At 42.2% G+C, this 19,133-nt stretch carries 14 protein-coding genes and 1 CRISPR repeat array (1 of these 15 only partly in view); of the genes, 5 read left to right on the top strand and 9 right to left on the bottom strand.

Going from position 1 to position 19,133, the window contains the following annotated elements:
* Window positions 1–51 precede the first annotated feature (51 nt).
* Window positions 52–609 carry a 3'-5' exoribonuclease gene (locus tag ANSO36C_RS27615; RefSeq protein WP_251957366.1) on the top strand — a complete coding sequence of 186 codons (558 nt, stop codon included), beginning with the start codon at window positions 52–54 and terminating at the stop codon, window positions 607–609.
* 91 nt (window positions 610–700) lie between these two features.
* On the opposite strand, the gene ANSO36C_RS27610 is transcribed toward ANSO36C_RS27615, so the two are convergent.
* Window positions 701–1,957 (bottom strand): hypothetical protein, encoded by a 1,257-nt coding sequence (locus ANSO36C_RS27610; protein WP_251957365.1) that lies wholly within the window; start codon window positions 1,955–1,957, stop codon window positions 701–703.
* Between the two features lie 1,045 nt (window positions 1,958–3,002).
* Window positions 3,003–3,236 carry a hypothetical protein gene (locus ANSO36C_RS27605; RefSeq protein ID WP_251957364.1) on the bottom strand — a complete coding sequence of 78 codons (234 nt, stop codon included), beginning with the start codon at window positions 3,234–3,236 and terminating at the stop codon, window positions 3,003–3,005.
* Window positions 3,237–3,396: 160 nt separating this feature from the next.
* Between ANSO36C_RS27605 and ANSO36C_RS27600 the strand changes: the two genes are divergently transcribed.
* On the top strand, window positions 3,397–5,535 hold the full coding sequence (locus ANSO36C_RS27600; RefSeq protein WP_251957363.1) for an NAD(P)/FAD-dependent oxidoreductase: 2,139 nt from the start codon (window positions 3,397–3,399) through the stop codon (window positions 5,533–5,535).
* Between the two features lie 36 nt (window positions 5,536–5,571).
* Here ANSO36C_RS27600 and ANSO36C_RS27595 read toward each other — a convergent pair whose 3' ends face one another.
* Window positions 5,572–7,095: a hypothetical protein gene (locus ANSO36C_RS27595; RefSeq protein ID WP_251957362.1), complete on the bottom strand. Its 1,524-nt coding sequence runs from the start codon at window positions 7,093–7,095 to the stop codon at window positions 5,572–5,574.
* Window positions 7,096–8,462: 1,367 nt separating this feature from the next.
* Between ANSO36C_RS27595 and ANSO36C_RS27590 the strand changes: the two genes are divergently transcribed.
* Both ANSO36C_RS27590 and ANSO36C_RS27585 read left to right on the top strand, forming a co-directional pair.
* The gene (locus ANSO36C_RS27590) at window positions 8,463–9,248 is read left to right on the top strand and encodes a cupin domain-containing protein (protein WP_251957361.1); all 786 of its coding nucleotides are present in this window, start codon (window positions 8,463–8,465) and stop codon (window positions 9,246–9,248) included.
* Between the two features lie 68 nt (window positions 9,249–9,316).
* On the top strand, window positions 9,317–10,375 hold the full coding sequence (locus tag ANSO36C_RS27585) for a threonine aldolase family protein (protein WP_251957360.1): 1,059 nt from the start codon (window positions 9,317–9,319) through the stop codon (window positions 10,373–10,375).
* Window positions 10,376–10,437: 62 nt separating this feature from the next.
* Here ANSO36C_RS27585 and ANSO36C_RS27580 read toward each other — a convergent pair whose 3' ends face one another.
* The 6 genes from ANSO36C_RS27580 to ANSO36C_RS27555 all read right to left on the bottom strand — a co-directional run bounded on the left by ANSO36C_RS27580 (window position 10,438) and on the right by ANSO36C_RS27555 (window position 16,611).
* Window positions 10,438–11,937 (bottom strand): Ig-like domain-containing domain, encoded by a 1,500-nt coding sequence (locus ANSO36C_RS27580; protein ID WP_251957359.1) that lies wholly within the window; start codon window positions 11,935–11,937, stop codon window positions 10,438–10,440.
* 53 nt (window positions 11,938–11,990) lie between these two features.
* Window positions 11,991–12,764, bottom strand: a complete 774-nt coding sequence (locus tag ANSO36C_RS27575; protein ID WP_251957358.1) for a TIGR03943 family putative permease subunit — start codon at window positions 12,762–12,764, stop codon at window positions 11,991–11,993.
* Between the two features lie 55 nt (window positions 12,765–12,819).
* On the bottom strand, window positions 12,820–13,875 hold the full coding sequence (locus tag ANSO36C_RS27570; RefSeq protein WP_251957357.1) for a permease: 1,056 nt from the start codon (window positions 13,873–13,875) through the stop codon (window positions 12,820–12,822).
* 773 nt (window positions 13,876–14,648) lie between these two features.
* The gene (locus ANSO36C_RS27565) at window positions 14,649–15,656 is read right to left on the bottom strand and encodes a WD40 repeat domain-containing protein (protein ID WP_410174731.1); all 1,008 of its coding nucleotides are present in this window, start codon (window positions 15,654–15,656) and stop codon (window positions 14,649–14,651) included.
* A gap of 136 nt (window positions 15,657–15,792) precedes the next feature.
* Complete coding sequence (locus tag ANSO36C_RS27560) at window positions 15,793–16,086, bottom strand: hypothetical protein (RefSeq protein ID WP_251957355.1); 294 nt, start codon at window positions 16,084–16,086, stop codon at window positions 15,793–15,795.
* Window positions 16,087–16,440: 354 nt separating this feature from the next.
* On the bottom strand, window positions 16,441–16,611 hold the full coding sequence (locus ANSO36C_RS27555) for a hypothetical protein (RefSeq protein WP_251957354.1): 171 nt from the start codon (window positions 16,609–16,611) through the stop codon (window positions 16,441–16,443).
* Window positions 16,612–17,022: 411 nt separating this feature from the next.
* On the opposite strand from ANSO36C_RS27555, the gene ald reads away from it, so the two are divergent.
* Complete coding sequence (gene ald / locus ANSO36C_RS27550; protein WP_251957353.1) at window positions 17,023–18,114, top strand: alanine dehydrogenase; 1,092 nt, start codon at window positions 17,023–17,025, stop codon at window positions 18,112–18,114.
* A 302-nt stretch (window positions 18,115–18,416) separates the two neighbouring features.
* Window positions 18,417–19,133: direct repeats of the CRISPR family, unit length 37 nt; unit sequence ATTGCAATTCAATAAAATCCCTATTAGGGATTGAAAC (it continues 614 nt past the right edge of the window).

Below are 19,133 nucleotides of genomic sequence, written 5' to 3'. Positions count from 1 at the left end.
CAATGGTCATCAACGCTGAAACATACTGATAAAAGACAGGCAGGATAAAAGGTGACAATCGAAATCTACGTCAGCACTGATATAGAAGCGGATGGCCCTATCCCTGGGCCCCACTCCATGCTTAGTCTTGCCTCAGCTGCGTATACCGCAGACAAAAAATTAGTTGGAACTTTTACAGCTAATTTAGAAACCTTGCCAGGGGCACAAGGACACCCCAAAACCATGAAATGGTGGTCAGAACAGCCAGATGCCTGGGAAGCGAGTCGAGCCAACCCACAGCCCCCTGTGGAAGCCATGCAGTCTTACCACTCCTGGCTTGTGGCGTTACCAGGTAAACCAATCTTTGTTGGCTATCCAGCCGCCTTTGATTTTATGTTTGTCTACTGGTACTTGATAAACTTTGTCGGCGATAGCCCATTTAAATTCTCGGCATTGGATATTCGCTCCTATGCGATGGCATTCTTGAAACAAAACTACAGTGAATCTGGCAAAGATAGTCTGCCTACTGCATGGTTAGAAAATCTTCCCTTGGCGCACATTGCCTTGGATGATGCCATTCAGCAAGGGAAGTTATTCTGCAATCTGTTGCAAGCGAACCTAGAGCGTTAAACACGCATCTTTGATATTTTTTAACAGATTTCCGATCGCAACGAACCATTATTCGTTGTTATCGGAAATCCCTCACTGCTTTGAGCTTGCTCTATGCCTGAGTACCTTCGATATAAGCCTTAATCGTGGGTAATGCCGTCATCTTTTCATAGAAGAAATTGTTGACAATTTTCATCACTTCCGCTTGGGCTACTTCTACTTCAGAACCAAGGGGAGTGCCAGACTCCTGGCGGCACAAACTACGATATAAGCGCAGCAGATGACGCACAATTTCTAACTCTTCTTCCCCTTCCAATACCTTGACGGCTGCCACAATCAGTTCATCTGCCTGATTGAGAACGCTATCAAGATCAAACACACCACTGTTATCCCTGGCTTGCTGTACAGTTCCCATCAAGGCGTGGACTTGATAAAGTAGCGCCGTTGGTTCATCGAACAACTCACGCAAAAAGGCTGCTTCCTCATAACGCCCGTTCAGCCGGAAAATGTTGTACATCCGCTTGGCTGCTTTGCCGTAGTTGAGGTGTTTACCTTGTTTGACATATTTTTTGACTTCCTTTTCCAATACCGCCACATAATCATCCATGACATCGGCAGAGGCTTGCTTCACCAGTTTGGAAAAGATGGGAGCGGATTCAGCGTCTAGGTAAACTTCTTGAAAATAGCCGTCCAGATAGCCGTCTAGTGCTGTGATGGTTCCATCTGGTGCTTCCCAGGTAACATCTACCACGTTGCTGGCGTTGGATAATTGAGCGCGTATTGTGTCGGCAACAACCCATTCTAGCTTACACCAAGACCAGTTGGGGTCTTGGGCTACAGCATCCCAGGTCAGCACCAGAGGATTGCCCTCTAAATCGCTTACCTCAATCTGACCGGCAATCACGTCATTGGGTTGCCAGTTAATTGGCGAACCAGCACGTCTGGTGTATTCTCCCCGAATCACTTGTTGGGGATAGGCACCAAAGTTTACATCAATTAACTGATAATTGGGGCCGGACATAGTGTTAAGTGCCTTATCCCGAACCAGTTTGCCAAGAATCTGGGAGGCTTCGCTACGGGTGGGTGCAATGATATTCACCCGCTCAAAGTAATCGCAGTCACCAGGATAACTTTGAATCTTAGATTGAGCTGCTGAACCAGAGATGGCCAACGCGGTTTCTACAACACCAGGAATGTCTTCAAATTCAACGATTTTGCCAATAGCACGAAACCGTGCCAACTCTTGCGGGTCAAAATCCAACATGGTGACTTTGTGTCCAAAGGCACCCGTGTCTTTGTCCACGACAATATCGCTGTCGCCTGTCGCCTCGGTGATGGAATTCATCCAGCGTTCCAATTCTTTGCTCATTGAGTTGAACCCCTAAACGATTAGCAGATTCTACGATGCGGGTGCGTGCATCTAGAGTTTTATCTTGTGCTTTTGTCATAGTTCATTAATTATTTAATTTTGTGATTATACTTTATAGATGATTCTAAATAAATTGATTTTTGTGTTCATAATTTAAAAATATTTATTAAATATTAAGTTTGATCAAAAGGCAGATGAACTCACAGTCAATACTAGACTAAAAGTAGCTAAAGCTTTGCCTAGTAAAAGGTTTACAATGAAAGATTTCGTAATATATTTGTTTTGCATGGGTTTCAATAAATAACTTTTAAGAAAGAAAAATAGCTAGTCAGAAATATCATAGAATTCCAAACCTATTCTCTCCGTGATGCATATTATGTTAAATAAAAAATAAAGTCTAAAAATCTAAGCGGCAGTTGATAGATAGTAATTTTCAGAATAAATAGTTGCTAGTCGGCATAAATAAAGTTAACTATAGGAATCGTATTTGATTTTTGAAATTATCTGCGTAGGCGGGGAGTAGGGAGTAGGGAATTAGGCTTTTCAGTCTCAGTATGTTTTCAGAAATCAAATCGGAGCCCTATATAATAGTCCTATTTGAGTTCTAAAAATTATAGAACTGCCTTCTGGTGCGTCGGCTTATGCCAACGCGCAGCGTTTGACACAGAAGCCGCAGTATGTAACATAGTTATCTTTATTTCCACTCACGCAGTTAGCGATCGCTCAACTGAGTTGTATGCCAAAAACATTTCCCTAAATAGCTAATCTAAGGGTAGAGATTCATCAACAAAGAATACCTCTGGAGCAAACTAGAGGTCTTTCCGTGTGAGAACGTTGTAAAATCTATGAGCAACGTAAAACGCTGATGTGTTTAATTTACTGACTTTTGTGCCATAAATGCAAAAATAGCAAACTAATTGTCAATCCCATACTGACAATTATTGTTACTCCTACACCGAAAATGCGTAGGCGCAGCCATCGCTAATATTTAGGTCTGTACCTAAAAATCTCATGTTGTGACCTAAACTTCATCATACACAAGGTTTCAGGAGAATTTTTCCCAGGATTGGGCAACTAATTGGCTCAACCAACGGCGTTGTTGCTGATCTAGCAGTGAATCATCTGCTAGCAACTGAGCGGTTAACTCTTCCAAAGATTGACCTTGAGCGCGGACAACTTTAATTACTCCAGCGATCGCACTGGCAACTAGTTCTTCATCAATCGGCTGTTGTCGCAGGGCAAAAATTTCTTGAGGACTGTCTGGAATGGGATAATTCATGGCGTGGGTTTACAGAAATACAAAATGAACAATAAATTTGATAAACTCTTAAAATTTCTTCACTGAATCTTTATGGAACTAATAGGGCGGAGCTTACATTACTTTGTGCCTTAAGAAAATCTGTCTTAGTGAGTAGATTGATGGGAAATGTCAGGAAAAGATGAAAGAAATCCTTTATTTAGAAGTTCCAACTCCAGATATAGAAACTGTGCGTAGCTGGTTACAAACAGATTTTGAACCTGGAAATGGAGAAAAAGTGCTTACCTCCGAAGGCTTTCGCCTCACAATTTCCAGTACTACTACAACTACTGGTGTGGCTCTTGCGGAAAACTTGCCTGCGGAACTTTCGGTATTTGTCTGGTCGGTGCAACGAACCACCTATCTAAAAGTGTTTCGTTGGGCAGAACAACCCTTTCCCAGTGAGGGACAAATCCTGCAACGCCTAACCAAGGAAATCAGAAGCCGTTTTCCGCATCATTACCCAGAACCACCAGCAATTGATTTATCCCAGCAATCAATTTTTGCCGCGCTAGCCTCTGCTTACCCCCTCACCGTCAAATATTTTCAGAAAATGCCCAACGGTGAATATGACCTCACGCGTGCCTATTGGTGGGAACAGCGATGGCGTGAAGGGGTAATAAATCCGCAGCAGCCGCGTCAAGTGGTGTTTTCTAGTCAAGGGAGCAGGGAGCAGGGGGAAAATTTCTCTCCTCTGCACCCTGCACCCTGCTCCTCTGCCGCTTCCTCCTATGACATCATCTACATCGGTGGCGCACTAGGTGCAATCCATGCAGCACTGATGGCAAAACTCGGATATAAAGTCCTGCTGGTGGAACGAATGCCCTTTGGCCGGATGAACCGAGAATGGAATATTTCGCGCGACGAGATTCAAAGCTTAGTTAACCTGGGTTTAGTCACCCCCGCTGAGTTAGAAACCATCATTGCCAGGGAATACAAAGACGGATTCAATAAGTTTTTTGATGCTAATAATCCAGCCAAACTGCGATCGCCAGTCCTGCACACACCGACAGTCCTAAATTTAGGTTTAGATTCCGAAAAATGGCTGCAAATGTGTGGGCAAAAACTGCAAGCGGCAGGCGGTGATATCTGGGATGAAACAGAATTTATCCGTGCAGATATTGATATATCACAAGTTATTTTGAAAGTCAAGCACTTACCCAGTCAAATTGAGAAAGAAGTAAGTGGACGGCTGCTAATCGATGCAATGGGAACTGCGTCGCCCATCGCTTGGCAATTAAATGGTGGTCGTACTTTTGATAGTGTCTGTCCGACAGTGGGAGCGGCAATTGAGAGCGGATTTGAGCCTGGGGTATGGGATTCCCAATATGGGGACGTTCTTTACAGTCATGGGGATATTTCGCGGGGAAGGCAGTTGATTTGGGAATTGTTTCCGGGAGCAGGTGATGAACTGACGATTTATTTATTTCATTACCACGAAGTCAACGCTGAAAATCCTGGTTCCTTGCTAGAGATGTACGAGGACTTTTTCACGATTTTGCCAGAGTATCGCAGGTGCGATATGGACAAATTGGTGTGGAAAAAGCCGACATTTGGGTATATACCGGGACATTTTAGTGTCGGAAGTAGCGATCGCACAGTTGCCTTTGATCGATTGATTGCGATCGGTGATGCGGCATCACTCCAGTCTCCCCTCGTTTTCACCGGTTTTGGTTCCCTAGTTCGCAACTTAGAGCGCTTAACAACATTGTTAGATACTGCACTCAAACATGACTTGTTGAGTTTTCGACATTTGAACCAAATTCGCGCCTATCAAAGCAACGTTTCAGTGACTTGGCTATTTTCCAAAGGGATGATGGTTCCCACGGGAAAATTCTTACCACCCCAGCGCATTAACTCCATGCTCAACACCTTCTTTGGACTGTTAACAGATGAACCCCAAGAAGTAGCAGATAACTTTATCAAAGATCGGTGTGATTGGTTAACCTTTAACCGCCTAGCACTCAAAGCCGCTAGTAAAAATCCCGCCTTACTTTTATGGATTTGGGAACTGGCCGGGCCAAGAGATTTGCTGAGATGGCTTGGTAGTTATTTCAACTTCGGTCGTCATGCCCTAGTTAGCGCTTTGTTGAGTCCGTGGTTCCCGCACTTCTTAAACCGGGTAGGTTTTTGGCTGGAACCCCGGAATCCGCCATTGTGGTTGTGGTTATTAGCGATTAATTATGCGATCGCCACAGGCAAACCGCGATCGCGCGCTCAAGTAGCAAAAGCCAACTCAGAAGCCATAATTCCCAAGTCAGAAGTAAGAATTAGTCATTAGTATTTAGACAAATGACTAAGGACAAATGACAACTAACTATTGACTCTTGGGGCGGAAATTCGGCAGTTCCACAGATGCCAATGATTTACGCCCCTTGGGTGGGCGCTGCGGATAAACCACTGGTGAGAGTGAATTTGCATCATCTGTGTTATCGCCTGATGATGGCGACAATTCCAACTGTGTCAATTGGGAAACTTCTGACCAGTAGTCTTCAGTTTCTCCAACAGGAGTTTCAATGTGAGGTGAAGTAGAGGAAACCGGTAAGTTATCGGCTGGTGGAAGCACAGAATCCGTCGTCCAAGAAGTAGAGGTAGTTGCAGGAGGATTAATTTCTGTTTCTAACTGCTCCTTTTGGGGATTTTTTAGTTCCTCATCGTCTTCTAAGATTGTTGCTAATGTCTCCCAGATAGGTGCATCGCCTACATCTGTTTTCGCAGCAGGCGGTGGTGATACAGATGCAGACTGGGAAGTAAAAAACATTTGGATTAGACTATCTAATTGCTGATCTAAATTTGATGAACCCGGCGGTGAAACAGCTTCCACTGTTTGTGGGGAATCATCAACTTCTGAAAATGGCGTGGGTTCTGTTGGGTTTGGCGTGTCTTTCTTCACTGTCCAGTTCCAAGGAGATGATGGCGGTGGAGTGGCTTCATCTCTTTGGAAAGGGATTGGTGCTGAGGGTTCACCCCAAGAATTATCTAGATCATCAGTCAAAGATTCTGGTTCTGCTGACCAAGGTTGAATTGGCTGTGCGTTAGGAAACAAAGATCGAGCTTTTCTAGAGAATCTTCCTTGTCCACTAGTTATGTCTTTAGGATGTTTTGCAGTATCCTCTAAGGAGTCAAAGCTAGGAACCGATGTATCTAGACATTTTTCTAGAGCTGCTTTGAATTGCAACGTCTGGCGTTGTTGCCGCATCAGTCTAGTACGTAATTCCCGACAAGTATTTTCTGATTGCAGTATCTGCTGAGACTGTTCATTGTTGTTAGTGTGTAGCAACGTGCATTCTCGCTCTAACTGGGCAAGGCGTTGTTGACTAATTTGTAGCTGTGCTTTATGAGTATCAATGGAAATTTCCTGGCGTTGAACAGTTTGTACAGCAGTTTCTAATTTTTGAAATAGGGACTTTATTTGTTCTTGAGCGGCAGCTAGTTCTTGAGTATGTTGGTTGAGCATCGACTCACTAACACTAGAACGCGTTTTCTGCCACTGCAAAACCTTTTCAGACTCAGCTAGGTTGTCTTTTAGCTGCTCCACTTGTTCATACAAGTTATTGTTAGCCGCACGCAATTCTTCGTTCAATGCCAGCAGGTTTTGAAATTCTGAGTCAATAAGTGCTTGCTTGCCGCTTTCAGGCTCTGCAACCCAGTCCTGCTGGGTGTTATCTTGTAAAAATTGTGTATCTTCAGCTGGCATAAGGAGTGGCAGTTGTTTAACTGCCATGTTTTCATTAGGCACAACTGAGTAAAAGGGACAACTCGCCTGCTCTGATTGTGGCGAATTAGCAGAATTTAGGGATTCCATCACAGCCCCCTTGTTTGAGGTGTTAGCTTCATTCATCACTCTTGACTCACCTGCTTAAAAATATTCAGCAGTGCTGGCATTAGCATTGCTTATCAACTGTGTCTAATCAGGGTTTGCTCTAGAAGCTAAGTTTAACTTTCTCCAAGCACCAGCAATTAATTATCAATTGGTGTTCCCCATTTTGTGTTTAGACTGATGCCGTTATAACACTATGATGCTCTGCCCCGTCAAGAAGAGGCGCAAGGATGAAAAGGAGTCAGAAGTCAGAATTCAGGAGTCAGAATACCCCATGTCTATTCGCTTTTAGCGTCTCCAAGAGTTGTCAGGGGTTTCAAGCAAGGAATACTTTTTCTCCTCCACGACTGAAGTCGGGGGCTTTAGACCATGATTCCTCCATCAGACGCACAGAATTCAATTCTGTTAGCGAATAGCTAAGGTTTAGCCCATTCTGGCTCCTGACTCCTGAATTCTTCTTCGGTAACTCTATCCACCTTTGGGCATAGGCGGGAGAAAGAAGAAATCCTGTGCTTAAAAACTAAACTTATTGGCTGATGAAATATTCATATATGAAAAAACTGCCTTAGCATATACTTTATTTTCTATAATCGCACCTGTCGCAAGGCGTAAATAAAAAATGTTTTCTGCAATACATTTTTATACTGGTTCTTTAATACCTAGTATATATGTCAGTACAAGTATCTAGTATTCATTGATAATTATGTAATTTTGGGCGATCGCTATCTAAGGAACTTCCAGTCAAAAAACACCCTATCGTAAGGGCGCACATCTGTGTAGTCTCTAATCTCAGCAAACAACTAAGAGCTTCTACTTATAACTGCAATGTTAATGAACCCTGAGAAATACGAATAAATACTTATAAAATTCAGTTAAAGAAGTAATAATTTCCCTAAGTAAATTAATAAAACTTTTTTAAAGGTAATCTCAGCGTTAGTACGGGCTTTTTTCGGGGTAAATACGTTACTAGTAAGAAATTTCAGGTTTAGTTAGTTATAAGCTTTTACATTAACTTATCTTCAAAACATCAAGTTTGTTTAATGATTAGGAAAAAATTATTTTAAGTATACTTAGCTACTTAATTATTTTATTACAATGTATTGTAAATTACAGGATAAATATCTAAATTCAGAATTACTACGGATACCTTTTTTAATTAATTTATTAAAGAATAATGGGAATAACCGAGTTTTCAACTAGGAATCAAGTAATTATAAAGACTATGATTACTGGCGTTTAAGATGATGACGGCGCGAAACAAAGTGTGATGAAAATTAGGCTTTGTCACGGATCAGTATATCTATTTCGATTGTAAATGCTTGTCATAAGCAAGAAATCGATTTTTTCCGAGCTATTAAGTAAGACAACACAAATAATACAAATAGATTATGCAACACGTAACCGAAACGCCACTACAAAAACAAGCCCAAAGCATTTCTCTGGAGTCCGAACTATTTGGTATTAATACACAAAACTATCAAAAGTTTTACTGTCAGCGATTCCTAGAAGCGACAAAACTTGATTACACGATGGCAGGTCATCCATCGAGTGCTTTTTGGGTTATCGATTCTATCAAAGTTAATGAGAGCGAAAAAGACACGCACTTTCTATTTGTTTCCGAGGGCGAAGTTACCCTCAAAAGCAGTAACGGAGAGTTCTTATTGCGAAAAAACTGCTTTGCCGCAATTCCAGGGAACTTTTCTTTAGATGGTTCAGCCCAAGTGTTAGTTGCAACGCGGCTCAACTACACTGGACTTTTCACAATTGGGGGGCCTATTGAACCATTAGGGCGATTGAATTATATTGATGGCTGCTCTTCAACGGTTTTGATTAATCCTTTAAGACGTGGAGAACCGTGCTTGAATTTCCTCTACGTTCCTCCAGGAGTATCGCAAACTCCTCATACCCATCCCTCATTGCGGATTGGGCTTGTCGCGGAAGGTAGTGGAACTTGTCAGGTGGACGAAGGAACGTTCAAAATGGAGGCGGGAACGGTCTTCTGTCTTCCAGAAAACAAGTTACATAGCTTTAGTGCGATCGATGATTCCTTAAGAATCATTATCTATCATCCAGATTCGGATGTAGGGCCAACTGATGATTCCCATACGATGCTGAATAATACTTTTGTGGGAGAAAAGTCAGCCAAAGTTCTGGATGCCATTAGAACAAAATAACCACGCTCATCAGGCTTGCCTTTTCATTCAAGTATGTAAACTACTATATACCTGCTCTAGGAGTGCTGATGATTTTGCTCACAAGCGATACTGAAACAAAGCCAACACAGGCCATGCGGCAGGCGATCGCCACCGCCGAAGTTGGAGATGAGCAAAAAGGAGAAGATCCCACCGTTAACCAACTACAAGAAAGGGTGGCAGATTTACTAGGCAAAGAAGCCGCTCTTTTCTTTGCCTGTGGAACCATTTGCAACTTTGTGTCAATCAAAGCCCATACTCGCCCTGCTGATGTGGTGCTAGTAGAACAAATGGCACACATTATTCGAGCTGAATCCGGGGGTGCAGCGATGACTTCTGGTGTACTGATGGAACCGATTGCCAGCGATCGAGGAATTTTTACAGTCGATGCTCTAGCTCAATCGCTTGAAAGAGTCGCCACAGCTCCTTACCTTTACTCTGCAATTCCCCGCTTATTGTGTGTTGAGCAAACCCACAATTTTGGAGGGGGTTCGGTTTGGCGGCTCAATGAACTACGTGAGGTTTGCGAGTTCTCCCGTCAAAAAGGTTTAGCTACCCACATGGATGGGGCACGGCTTTTAAATGCAGTTGTTGCATCTCAAACCACAGCCAAGGATTTTGCTGCTTGTGTTGATTCTGTCTGGATTGACTTTACTAAAGGACTTGGCGCACCAATCGGTGCTGTTCTTGCGGGTACACGGGAGTTCATTGCTGAAGCACGTCGATATAAACACATTTTTGGTGGCGCAATGCGTCAAGCGGGCATTGTAGCCGCAGGTTGTCTCTATGCACTTGACCATCATGTTGAACGTCTACAAGAAGACCACGACAACGCCACTTATCTGGCAGGGCGACTGAGTGAAATCGAAGGAATTACAGTTCGAGATCCAAAACCTGAGACAAACATTGTTTTCTTTGATGTTTCCAGACTAGGACTCGATAAGGCTATGTTTCTCACTCTGTTACAGCAGCATGGTGTGAAAATGGGAGCCGTTGGTCATTCTATTCGGGCAGTCACTCATTTAGATGTTTCACGGGCTGATATCGATTTTGCGCTTGATGCTATTTTCAAAGTTGCGAAATCATCGTTGCACAAGATAATGGAGTAGCATTCCCCTACTAAAAATTCTTAACCATTCTGTTTCATCTCCCTTGCTCCCTTGCCTCTATTTCAAGGTAGCCACCGGGGACGAAATCCGGCTAAGGGTAGTTGTTCTGGTCTAATTTCGACAGTTGCAGCATCCGCGATGGGTAACAGAGGCATTAACCACAGGCTACTAGTAGCGATCGCATCTCCATCATCAGTCTTCAAAGTGTTTGGGGGCAATGATGCTGTTGTGTTTGTCTGCGGTACTACTTGGTCAAATAACAAGCCTAAACCGTCGGCAGATAAACTCATTTGTACATTCCGTTGCGCGGGAGGCAGTACTAGGAGTGGTTTCTGTTGTCCTGTTTTCAGATCAATTGCCACCACATAAGGCTGTTCTATATATTGTTCCTTGGATACTAGCTGTGTCAGCAAGCAGTAGAGGGTAGGTGAGGCGATGTCAAATTGGCAGCTGACAATTGAGCCTGTTGTTTTTAATAGTTGTTTTTGCACACCTTGGTTTGTCACTAAAAACAAATCTCGCGTGTAATCTGTATTAAACTTCACCATCGCTGCTTGAGAGCCATCTTTGGAGAAAGCCTGTACTAAACCAAACTGCGGCAGAAAATCTAAAGGTTTACTGGCATCACCTTCCAGTGGTAAAATCGCTGCTCCCTGTCCTTGGGCAACTGCTACGGCTTTACTATCTGGCGTAACCATAAAATCTCCCCCAGGTTGGCTTTGTAGACGTTTGGGGATGGGTTTTTCTCCTGAAGCATCGCTGGTTGCTGGCATAAACCATAGTCCAAAGTCGCCGGGATTTGTTTTGTTTCCCCGTTGGATGACAATAGTTTGCCCATCAGGTGATAAGTCAAATTTCAGGTTTTGATAATCTTTACTATCTAAAGTCAGGTCAACTCTGCCTCCTGGTTCTACTTCTTGTCCAGATTTACCAGAAATGCCTGTTGTCACTGTGTACAGTTGAGCTGAAAGTAAATCTTGGTTCTTGCTGGTGCGAGCCGAAAATAAAATTTTCTCTCCATCTGGAAACGACTCAAAGTCCATTACTATCAGGTCTTTGGGGGTAAGTACCGTTTTTTGCTCTTGAGTTAAGTTGTAAAGAACTAAGCGACCCTGTTCTTCTTGATCGGTTCCGATGTAAAGAATAACGCGATCGCGTGTGCGGAAACTACCAGCAAAGGGTTGTATTACCCGATTTTTGCCTTCTTGCTCCGCAAACTTATCTTTAGCTCCCTGTAACTGCACTTTATAATTCGTGCCATAAGGTGCTGGTGTCACCAGTGTATAAACCATCCGCCGCCCTGCCCAACTGAATTTACCTGCTAGGGGTGGCTCGATTTTTAAGTTATCCTCAACGCTTTTTACTTCCATTGGGCGGCTGAAGGTGAGCGTAAAGGAATTATCTTCTGCGCCAATTTGTTGATTTTGCCAAGTAAATTCCCGGACACGAGCAGTTATCACATCACCTTGCAATATGAGTAACCCAATCAGCACACTCAGTATTAGCATGAGTGCGATCGCTATGCGATCTAGTGGTTGGATAAATGCTTTTGATTTAGTCATTAGTTGTTAGTCATTTGTCATTTGTCATTAGTCATTTGTCATCAACAAATAAACTAATAACTATAAGGATTTTGGGGTTGAGGAATCTTTTTGAGAGAGGTAGCGGCAATGGTAAGTTGGCGTTTACCTGCCAAATTTTCTGTCACCATTTGCCCTTCGACTTCCAGCCAGGTATCGGGGGAATAACGCTCTTGATTATTTTGTAGTTTGACAGGCAATCCTATAGGGTAAGCATCTGCTGCACAGCAAGTTAAGACAAATCGTGCTAAAAACAAATATTCTTTTCCTATATCCGGTGGGTGAATGACAAATCCTTGCACCTTGGCTTTTTGCCCTGTATATGAATCTGGTTCTGGATAGACATTGACGGTGCGTACCCAGTCTACAAGCGATCGCTCTTCTGGGCGAACAGTAGCGCGAAAGGCTTGGGGTTTAACGCGTGTGCTTCCTAATAAATCAGCCGTCACGCCTCTTTGGAGTGCTTTATCACTAGCAAAAACTTGCGGTGTAATAATAAAACCTAGAATCGCTGTAATCAACAACAAAGCACTGCCCCAACCAGGGGGAAATAAACTAATATGCTGCATGTTTGGCGTAACATCACGGCGACGCCGTTGCCAAAGTTCCTGCATCTTGAAGAAACCAATAATGATGAAGCCGATACCACCCACAATCACCAACCCAAAGAAATTTGGGTGAATCAATAGGTTCAGCTTGTTAGTTTGCCAATATCTCAACATCAAAACACCCCAAGCTGTAATTGCTAGGGCATCCAGCCAAGGGAATAAAAGATTTACGATTTTAGATTTGGGATTTTTGTTAGCCATTAATCATTAGTCATTGGTCATTAGTCATTAACAAAGGACAAAGGACAAATATTTGTTAAAAAACGTGTAAGTTCAGGAAGAGAGTGAACAAAAATGTTAATTGTCCTGCTAAAGCAAATAAGTAAAAGATAGTTTTGGGTTTAAAGATAGATAACATCAAACCAACACTTTTGATGTCAATCATTGGCCCAAACACTAGAAATGCCAACAATGAACCACTGCTAAAGGTTGAGGCAAAAGATAAGGCAAAGAAAGAATCGACTGTAGAACAAATCGATACCACTACTGCTAATATCAGCATGACCAGAATTGAGGTAATGGGGCCAGCTCCCAAACTGAGAATTAATTCACGGGGAGCTAGGACTTGAATAGCAGCAGCGATCGCACTTCCTAAAATCATTACTCCGCCTAATTCTCGCAATTCTTGGATGCTATTATCCACAACTAGGCGCAGTTTATCTATAAGCGGTTTATTCGGATTAGAAACTGCGGTAGTAGCCTGTACCAAATTAGGATCTATCCGCATAGGTATACCTGCTTTTCCTCCTAAGATATAAGTCCCGGATTGTAACAAATTCGGTACTGTTGCTTCCTGTTCTACTTGATAACGTTTACCACGGCGTTTGGTTTGTGGCTGTGCGGGTGGATTAAACTTCATATACCGAGCGATCGCAGGTTGGACTATGGGGTTTAAGTCCTTTTGAAAACTGAAAACAAAACCGATAATTGTGGCAATTGCTAGAGAAAATACGACTCGTAAGACCACTATTTCTGGCTGATCTCGAAATGCTGTCCAAGTTGCCCAAATTACAATTGGGTTAATTGTTGGTGCTGCTAGCAAAAAACCAATTGCGACTGGTGTGGGTACTCCCTGCATTAGGAACCGCCGCGCTACCGGTACATTCCCACACTCACACACCGGAAATAAAAAGCCGATCATGCTGCCAACTAAAGCACCCAGCAACGGATTTTTGGGCATTTTTTCTACTAATTTGCGCTCATCAACAAAAAACAGCAGCAAACTGGAGAATAAAACCCCAAGAAGCAAAAAAGGCATCGCCTCGACTAGCAGACTTAGAAATATTGTAAAACCATTGTTCAGTTGATTCATGGGCGTCGCAGTCAAAAGCGGTTTTTAGTTTTAGGGTTCTGCCTAGCCATTCTATCGAAATGGGGATCAAAAGCAGTTCGGGAAAATTAAACATTATTTAAGTAGCAAGTTGTCTTCCGTTTCAAGTAGCGTTTAAGCCCTATAAACCTTTGCTTCAGCCAAGATAGTGATATTTACCTGAGTGCATTTACTGAAGATAACCATTTCTAAGATTGTCTAAGTTCAGAAATTGTTCCGATCTAGAGGGCAAGTAGCTGCACAGATAATAAATTACCTATGTTTATACTTACAGTAATTTGCTGGATATGATATTAGTTGGGCTGTATTTTCATCAAGTATTCACAGTTATTCAACATTTGGGGTAGGCGTAGCGCATCGTAGACATCCCTCTTGGTGCTAACATCATTCATTTTGGCTAGTTCTAGCAAAATTTGATCTGAGCTTTGGTTGATTTTCTACTACAAAACCTCTAAAAAGGCAAGACTAAATTTTAGCAAACAATCTAAAAAGCACCATTAGGCTATAAACGTGGGCGGTAATCACTACAACAGTGAGGTCGCGCAGTGAGCCAACACATTTTGGTAAAACCCTATGAGCGACCAGCATTAGGTTTCCCAATTTATTATTAAATAGTTTGAATAATTCTTAATACTTGAAGAAAGTAAATCACCTGCACTATTGTGAGGCGATGCCTACGGCGGTAAACTACGCACTCACGATACGTCATTCAGTTCCTCGACTACTTAAAGTAGTTGGGTAACTAGTGTTCGCTGTTAATTACGTTTTACTGGAGTTCCCCAAATTTTAATTTGTTGATCAAATCCACCACTGGCAAGAATTTTGCCATTTGGACTAAAAGCGATCGCACTTACCCAGTCTGTATGTCCACTCAGTGTATTTATTAACTCGCCTGTAGTTAAATCCCATAATTTAATCCCATCTCTACCAGCACTAGCAAGGGTTTGTCCATCGGGATTAATTGTGATCGCATTTACCCAGTTATTATGTCCTGTCAGGGTGCGGACTAATTCTCCAGTATTAATATTCCACAGTTTTACTGTGCGATCGCGGCTAGCAGTAACTAATGTTTGCCCATCTGGTGTAAAGATAACAGCGTTAACACCATTAGAATGAGCTACTAATTCATTAATTAATTTACCAGTACTCAAATTCCACAACTTGATTACACCCTTATTATCACCACTAGCCAAGGTCTGCCCATCAGGACTAATTGCCAGGGTATAAATCAAATTATCAAAGCGTACTAGAGTCCCTAGAGGGCGCTGCTGCAATAAATCCCATATACGAATCCCATCCAAAGCTCCACTGATGAGGATTTTACTATCAGGAGACACCGCTAAAGATAATACGTTACTGGTATGTCCGACAAAAGAGCGGCTAAATTTAAAATTATTCAGGCTCCAGAGATTAATCGTATTGTCATCACTACAACTAGCGAGGGTTCGACCATCTGGCGAAATCACTAAAGATTCTACGGCTGCTTTGTGTGCTTTGTTAATATTCCCCAACTTTTTGCCGTTTACTGGATTCCACAGGCGAATTACACCTTCGTTTTCTGCACCTCCACTAGCAAGAATTCTGCTATCTGGGCTGAAAGCGAGGGATTTAACAGTTCCCTTATGCCCTCTGAGTGTGTAAAGTAGTTGAGCATTAGCAAAGCTATTAGTAGCTTGGGAGCTTGGTATTACTTCAATTGCAGCATGAGCTTGATGAATATGAAACCCTTCCCAGGTAGCCACTGGAAGGGCAACAGCTGCCATAAATCCCAAGATAAAATACGGGCGTAGAAAATTACCCCGACCTTTTCCCTCACTACTCACTCTTTTTCCTCACTTTTTATAGATACATTTACCCCAATAAGTTTTGCAGAGTTATCAAGTAATAACTCTGCACTTTTTAAAGAGGTGATTTTTTCTTAGAAACGCTTAACATCGGTAAAGGCGCACTAGAAGAACGAGAGGGCAAATAATGTTGCACCACAGGCTCCTCTACTACAGGACGACGCTGTTGAAAACGCCACAACTTAAAGGCTAGAGCTATCCCTGCCGTTCCCAAACCAAAAGCGAACAATGACCAGCTATCATTCAATCCGCCAATCAGGGCATCTATAGCGCCCATCGTCATCAATACACTGATTATTGGCTCTTTTCGGTAAGTTGACTTCAAAAAACGAGGTAATACAGCATTCATCACAGCTTGGTTAGTTCCAGTTCAGCTTTTGTGTATATTTACCAAGAATACCTCACCCGTAATTCGCCTTTCTCATTCAAGGCAGACACTAATTATAATTTTTTTATTAGTAGGGGAGGAAATTTACTCATTAATCGTCTTGCATATACTACTTGCAAATCTATGATATTTCAATCACTAATAGGTATTTTGATTCCTCTCTTACTTACATTCTAGGACAATTATTTATTAAAGTATGTAGGACGAAGTACTTCACTATCATTTATTCAAAGTCAAAACCAACTGGTTGTTCCAGCTGGTTGAAACTCTTTTAATTACTAGCTTATAACTTCCACCTTCTGCTGATTGGTGGCACTACTTCAGACCTAGCCATGATAACACCCCTTGATTGGTTGTATATTCAATCACTAGCGTTAAAGCGAAGCCAATCATTGCCGCTCGACCATTTAAGCGTTCGGCATATTCGTTAAAGCCAAACTTCGGCTCCTCTAGTTTAGGGGTAATTGTTGGTTGTGTTTGTGTCATTTTTAAGAAACCTTTTTTGGCAAACGGGACTTAATGTTAAACTTCTCGCAGAAGTCGGTGAAAGTAGGGATAAGCGACAAAGGTTAAAGGAATCGGCTCGTTCTTCCCTTAACTTTTACCTACACTTAGTAGCTTAAAAGCAGATTGCAGTGCATAAATTCAGCAAAAGCATCCTAGTAGGCAGCACAATCACTCTTTTAATAAATTGTTACTATTCTTTATATATTGTATAAATACTGCGCCAATAGTCAAGGGCAAGAGTTTGGGGCTACTCAGATTAAATTGAGAAACTTAGAACACAGATTAACGATCTCTAATACAGCTATTTGTAATAGGTCAGTAGCAAGACGAAACTAGCAAGCTGGAAATTGGCAGGCTACAGTTAAACAAAAAAATTATCAGAGGCGATATATGGAAATTGGCGTTCCCAAGGAAAGTAAAGATCAAGAATTTCGGGTAGGTTTAAGTCCTTCTAGTGTGCGGGTGCTGCGAGAAAATGGTCATAGCATCTTTGTCCAGACGCAAGCAGGTAATGGTGCTGGATTTTCAGATGACGACTACAGAAATGCTGGAGCCGAGATTGTCCCTACATCAGAAACGGCTTGGAATCGAGAATTGGTTGTTAAAGTCAAAGAACCTCTGACATCTGAGTATAAATTTTTGCAGAAAGGGCAGATATTATTTACTTATTTACATTTAGCAGCCGATCGCAAATTGACAGAGAATTTGATTGATTGTGGCACAACTGCGATCGCCTACGAAACTGTAGAACAACCAGGCGCTAACAGACTACCCTTGCTCACCCCCATGAGCGTGATTGCTGGTCGGCTAGCAGTACAATTTGGGGCGAGATTTTTAGAACGTCAGCAAGGCGGTAGAGGAGTTCTTTTAGGTGGTGTTCCTGGAGTCCAACCAGGTAAAGTAGTAATTTTAGGTGGCGGTGTTGTTGGCACAGAAGCAGCTAAAATTGCTGTAGGTATGGGTGCGATCGTCCAGATTTTAGATGTGAGTGTCGAGCGCTTATCTTATTTAGAAACTTTGTTTGGCTCTAGAGTCGAATTGCTTTACAGCAACTCTGCTCATATCGAAGCCGCAGTCAAAGAAGCCGATTTGCTCATCGGTGCAGTTTTAGTATTAGGACGGAGAGCGCCAATACTAGTATCCCGTGAATTGGTTAAACAAATGCGTCCTGGTTCTGTAATAGTTGATGTAGCCGTTGACCAAGGTGGTTGCATAGAAACCTTGCACCCGACATCACACACAAATCCGGTGTACGTTGAAGAGGGCGTGGTGCATTATGGCGTTCCCAATATGCCAGGAGCAGTACCTTGGACAGCAACCCAGGCACTCAATAATAGTACATTACCTTATGTAGTCCAGTTGGCGAATTTGGGAATTAAGGCACTGGAAGTTAACCCAGCATTAGCTAAGGGTGTGAATGTGCAGAACCATCGCTTAGTGCATCCAGCTGTGCAAGAGGTATTCCCTGATTTGGTAAATTAAGGTGTGTAAGGATTAGGCGATCGCTTATTTTAATATGAGGTAGCGATCGGTAATTAGGCTAATTTCCTTGCCAAATGCGCGGATGGGTAGGTGTACAAAATGAGAAGAGGCAAAAAAGGCTGTATGCTCCTTCTATACAAGACTTTGAGGGCGATAGTACTTTAAAACCATCCGCGCACCTTATAGAGACTGCTTTCCAGCGATTTACATTTTGTGGTATAACTATTCACTGTGTTATGATTTCTTCATTCGCGCAACTGTACCTTGAAAACCAAATACAGCAGTGCTTTCAGACACCAGCGATTGCAATTCAATAAAATCCCTATTAGGGATTGAAACGAGATGACAACATCCAATTGCTTCCGCGGGGACTTCCATTGCAATTCAATAAAATCCCTATTAGGGATTGAAACAACTCTTCTGGAATGATATCTGAGTAGTCTTTAGATTGCAATTCAATAAAATCCCTATTAGGGATTGAAACAATGCATCTTTGTGCATCGTAATAAAGCCATTGCTGTATTGCAATTCAATAAAATCCCTATTAGGGATTGAAACAGGGCTTTTTTAAGTCCTTTATCTTTGATTTTTAGATTGCAATTCAATAAAATCCCTATTAGGGATTGAAACAACAGGTTAACCCCTATGGAACTACTGTAAAATTGCAATTCAATAAAATCCCTATTAGGGATTGAAACGCTATATACATTAACTGTGCTACCAGCAGCAAAATTATTGCAATTCAATAAAATCCCTATTAGGGATTGAAACTTATGACCCTAGGGAAGGATTAGACGACAGTACTTATATTGCAATTCAATAAAATCCCTATTAGGGATTGAAACAAAAACTCAAAGGGTACGCCTTGGGACTCGCAGATGACATTGCAATTCAATAAAATCCCTATTAGGGATTGAAACATCCCATGTGTAACCGCAGGTTTCTAAGAAGTAATCGGATTGCAATTCAATAAAATCCCTATTAGGGATTGAAACCTAACACGAGCAGGAGCCTCCAAT

Origin of the sequence: Nostoc cf. commune SO-36 (assembly GCF_023734775.1) — a bacterium.
Classification (GTDB): domain Bacteria; phylum Cyanobacteriota; class Cyanobacteriia; order Cyanobacteriales; family Nostocaceae; genus Nostoc; species Nostoc commune_A.
The sequence above is the reverse complement of the archived record's forward strand: the minus strand, read 5'-3'. Positions and strand labels throughout refer to the sequence as shown.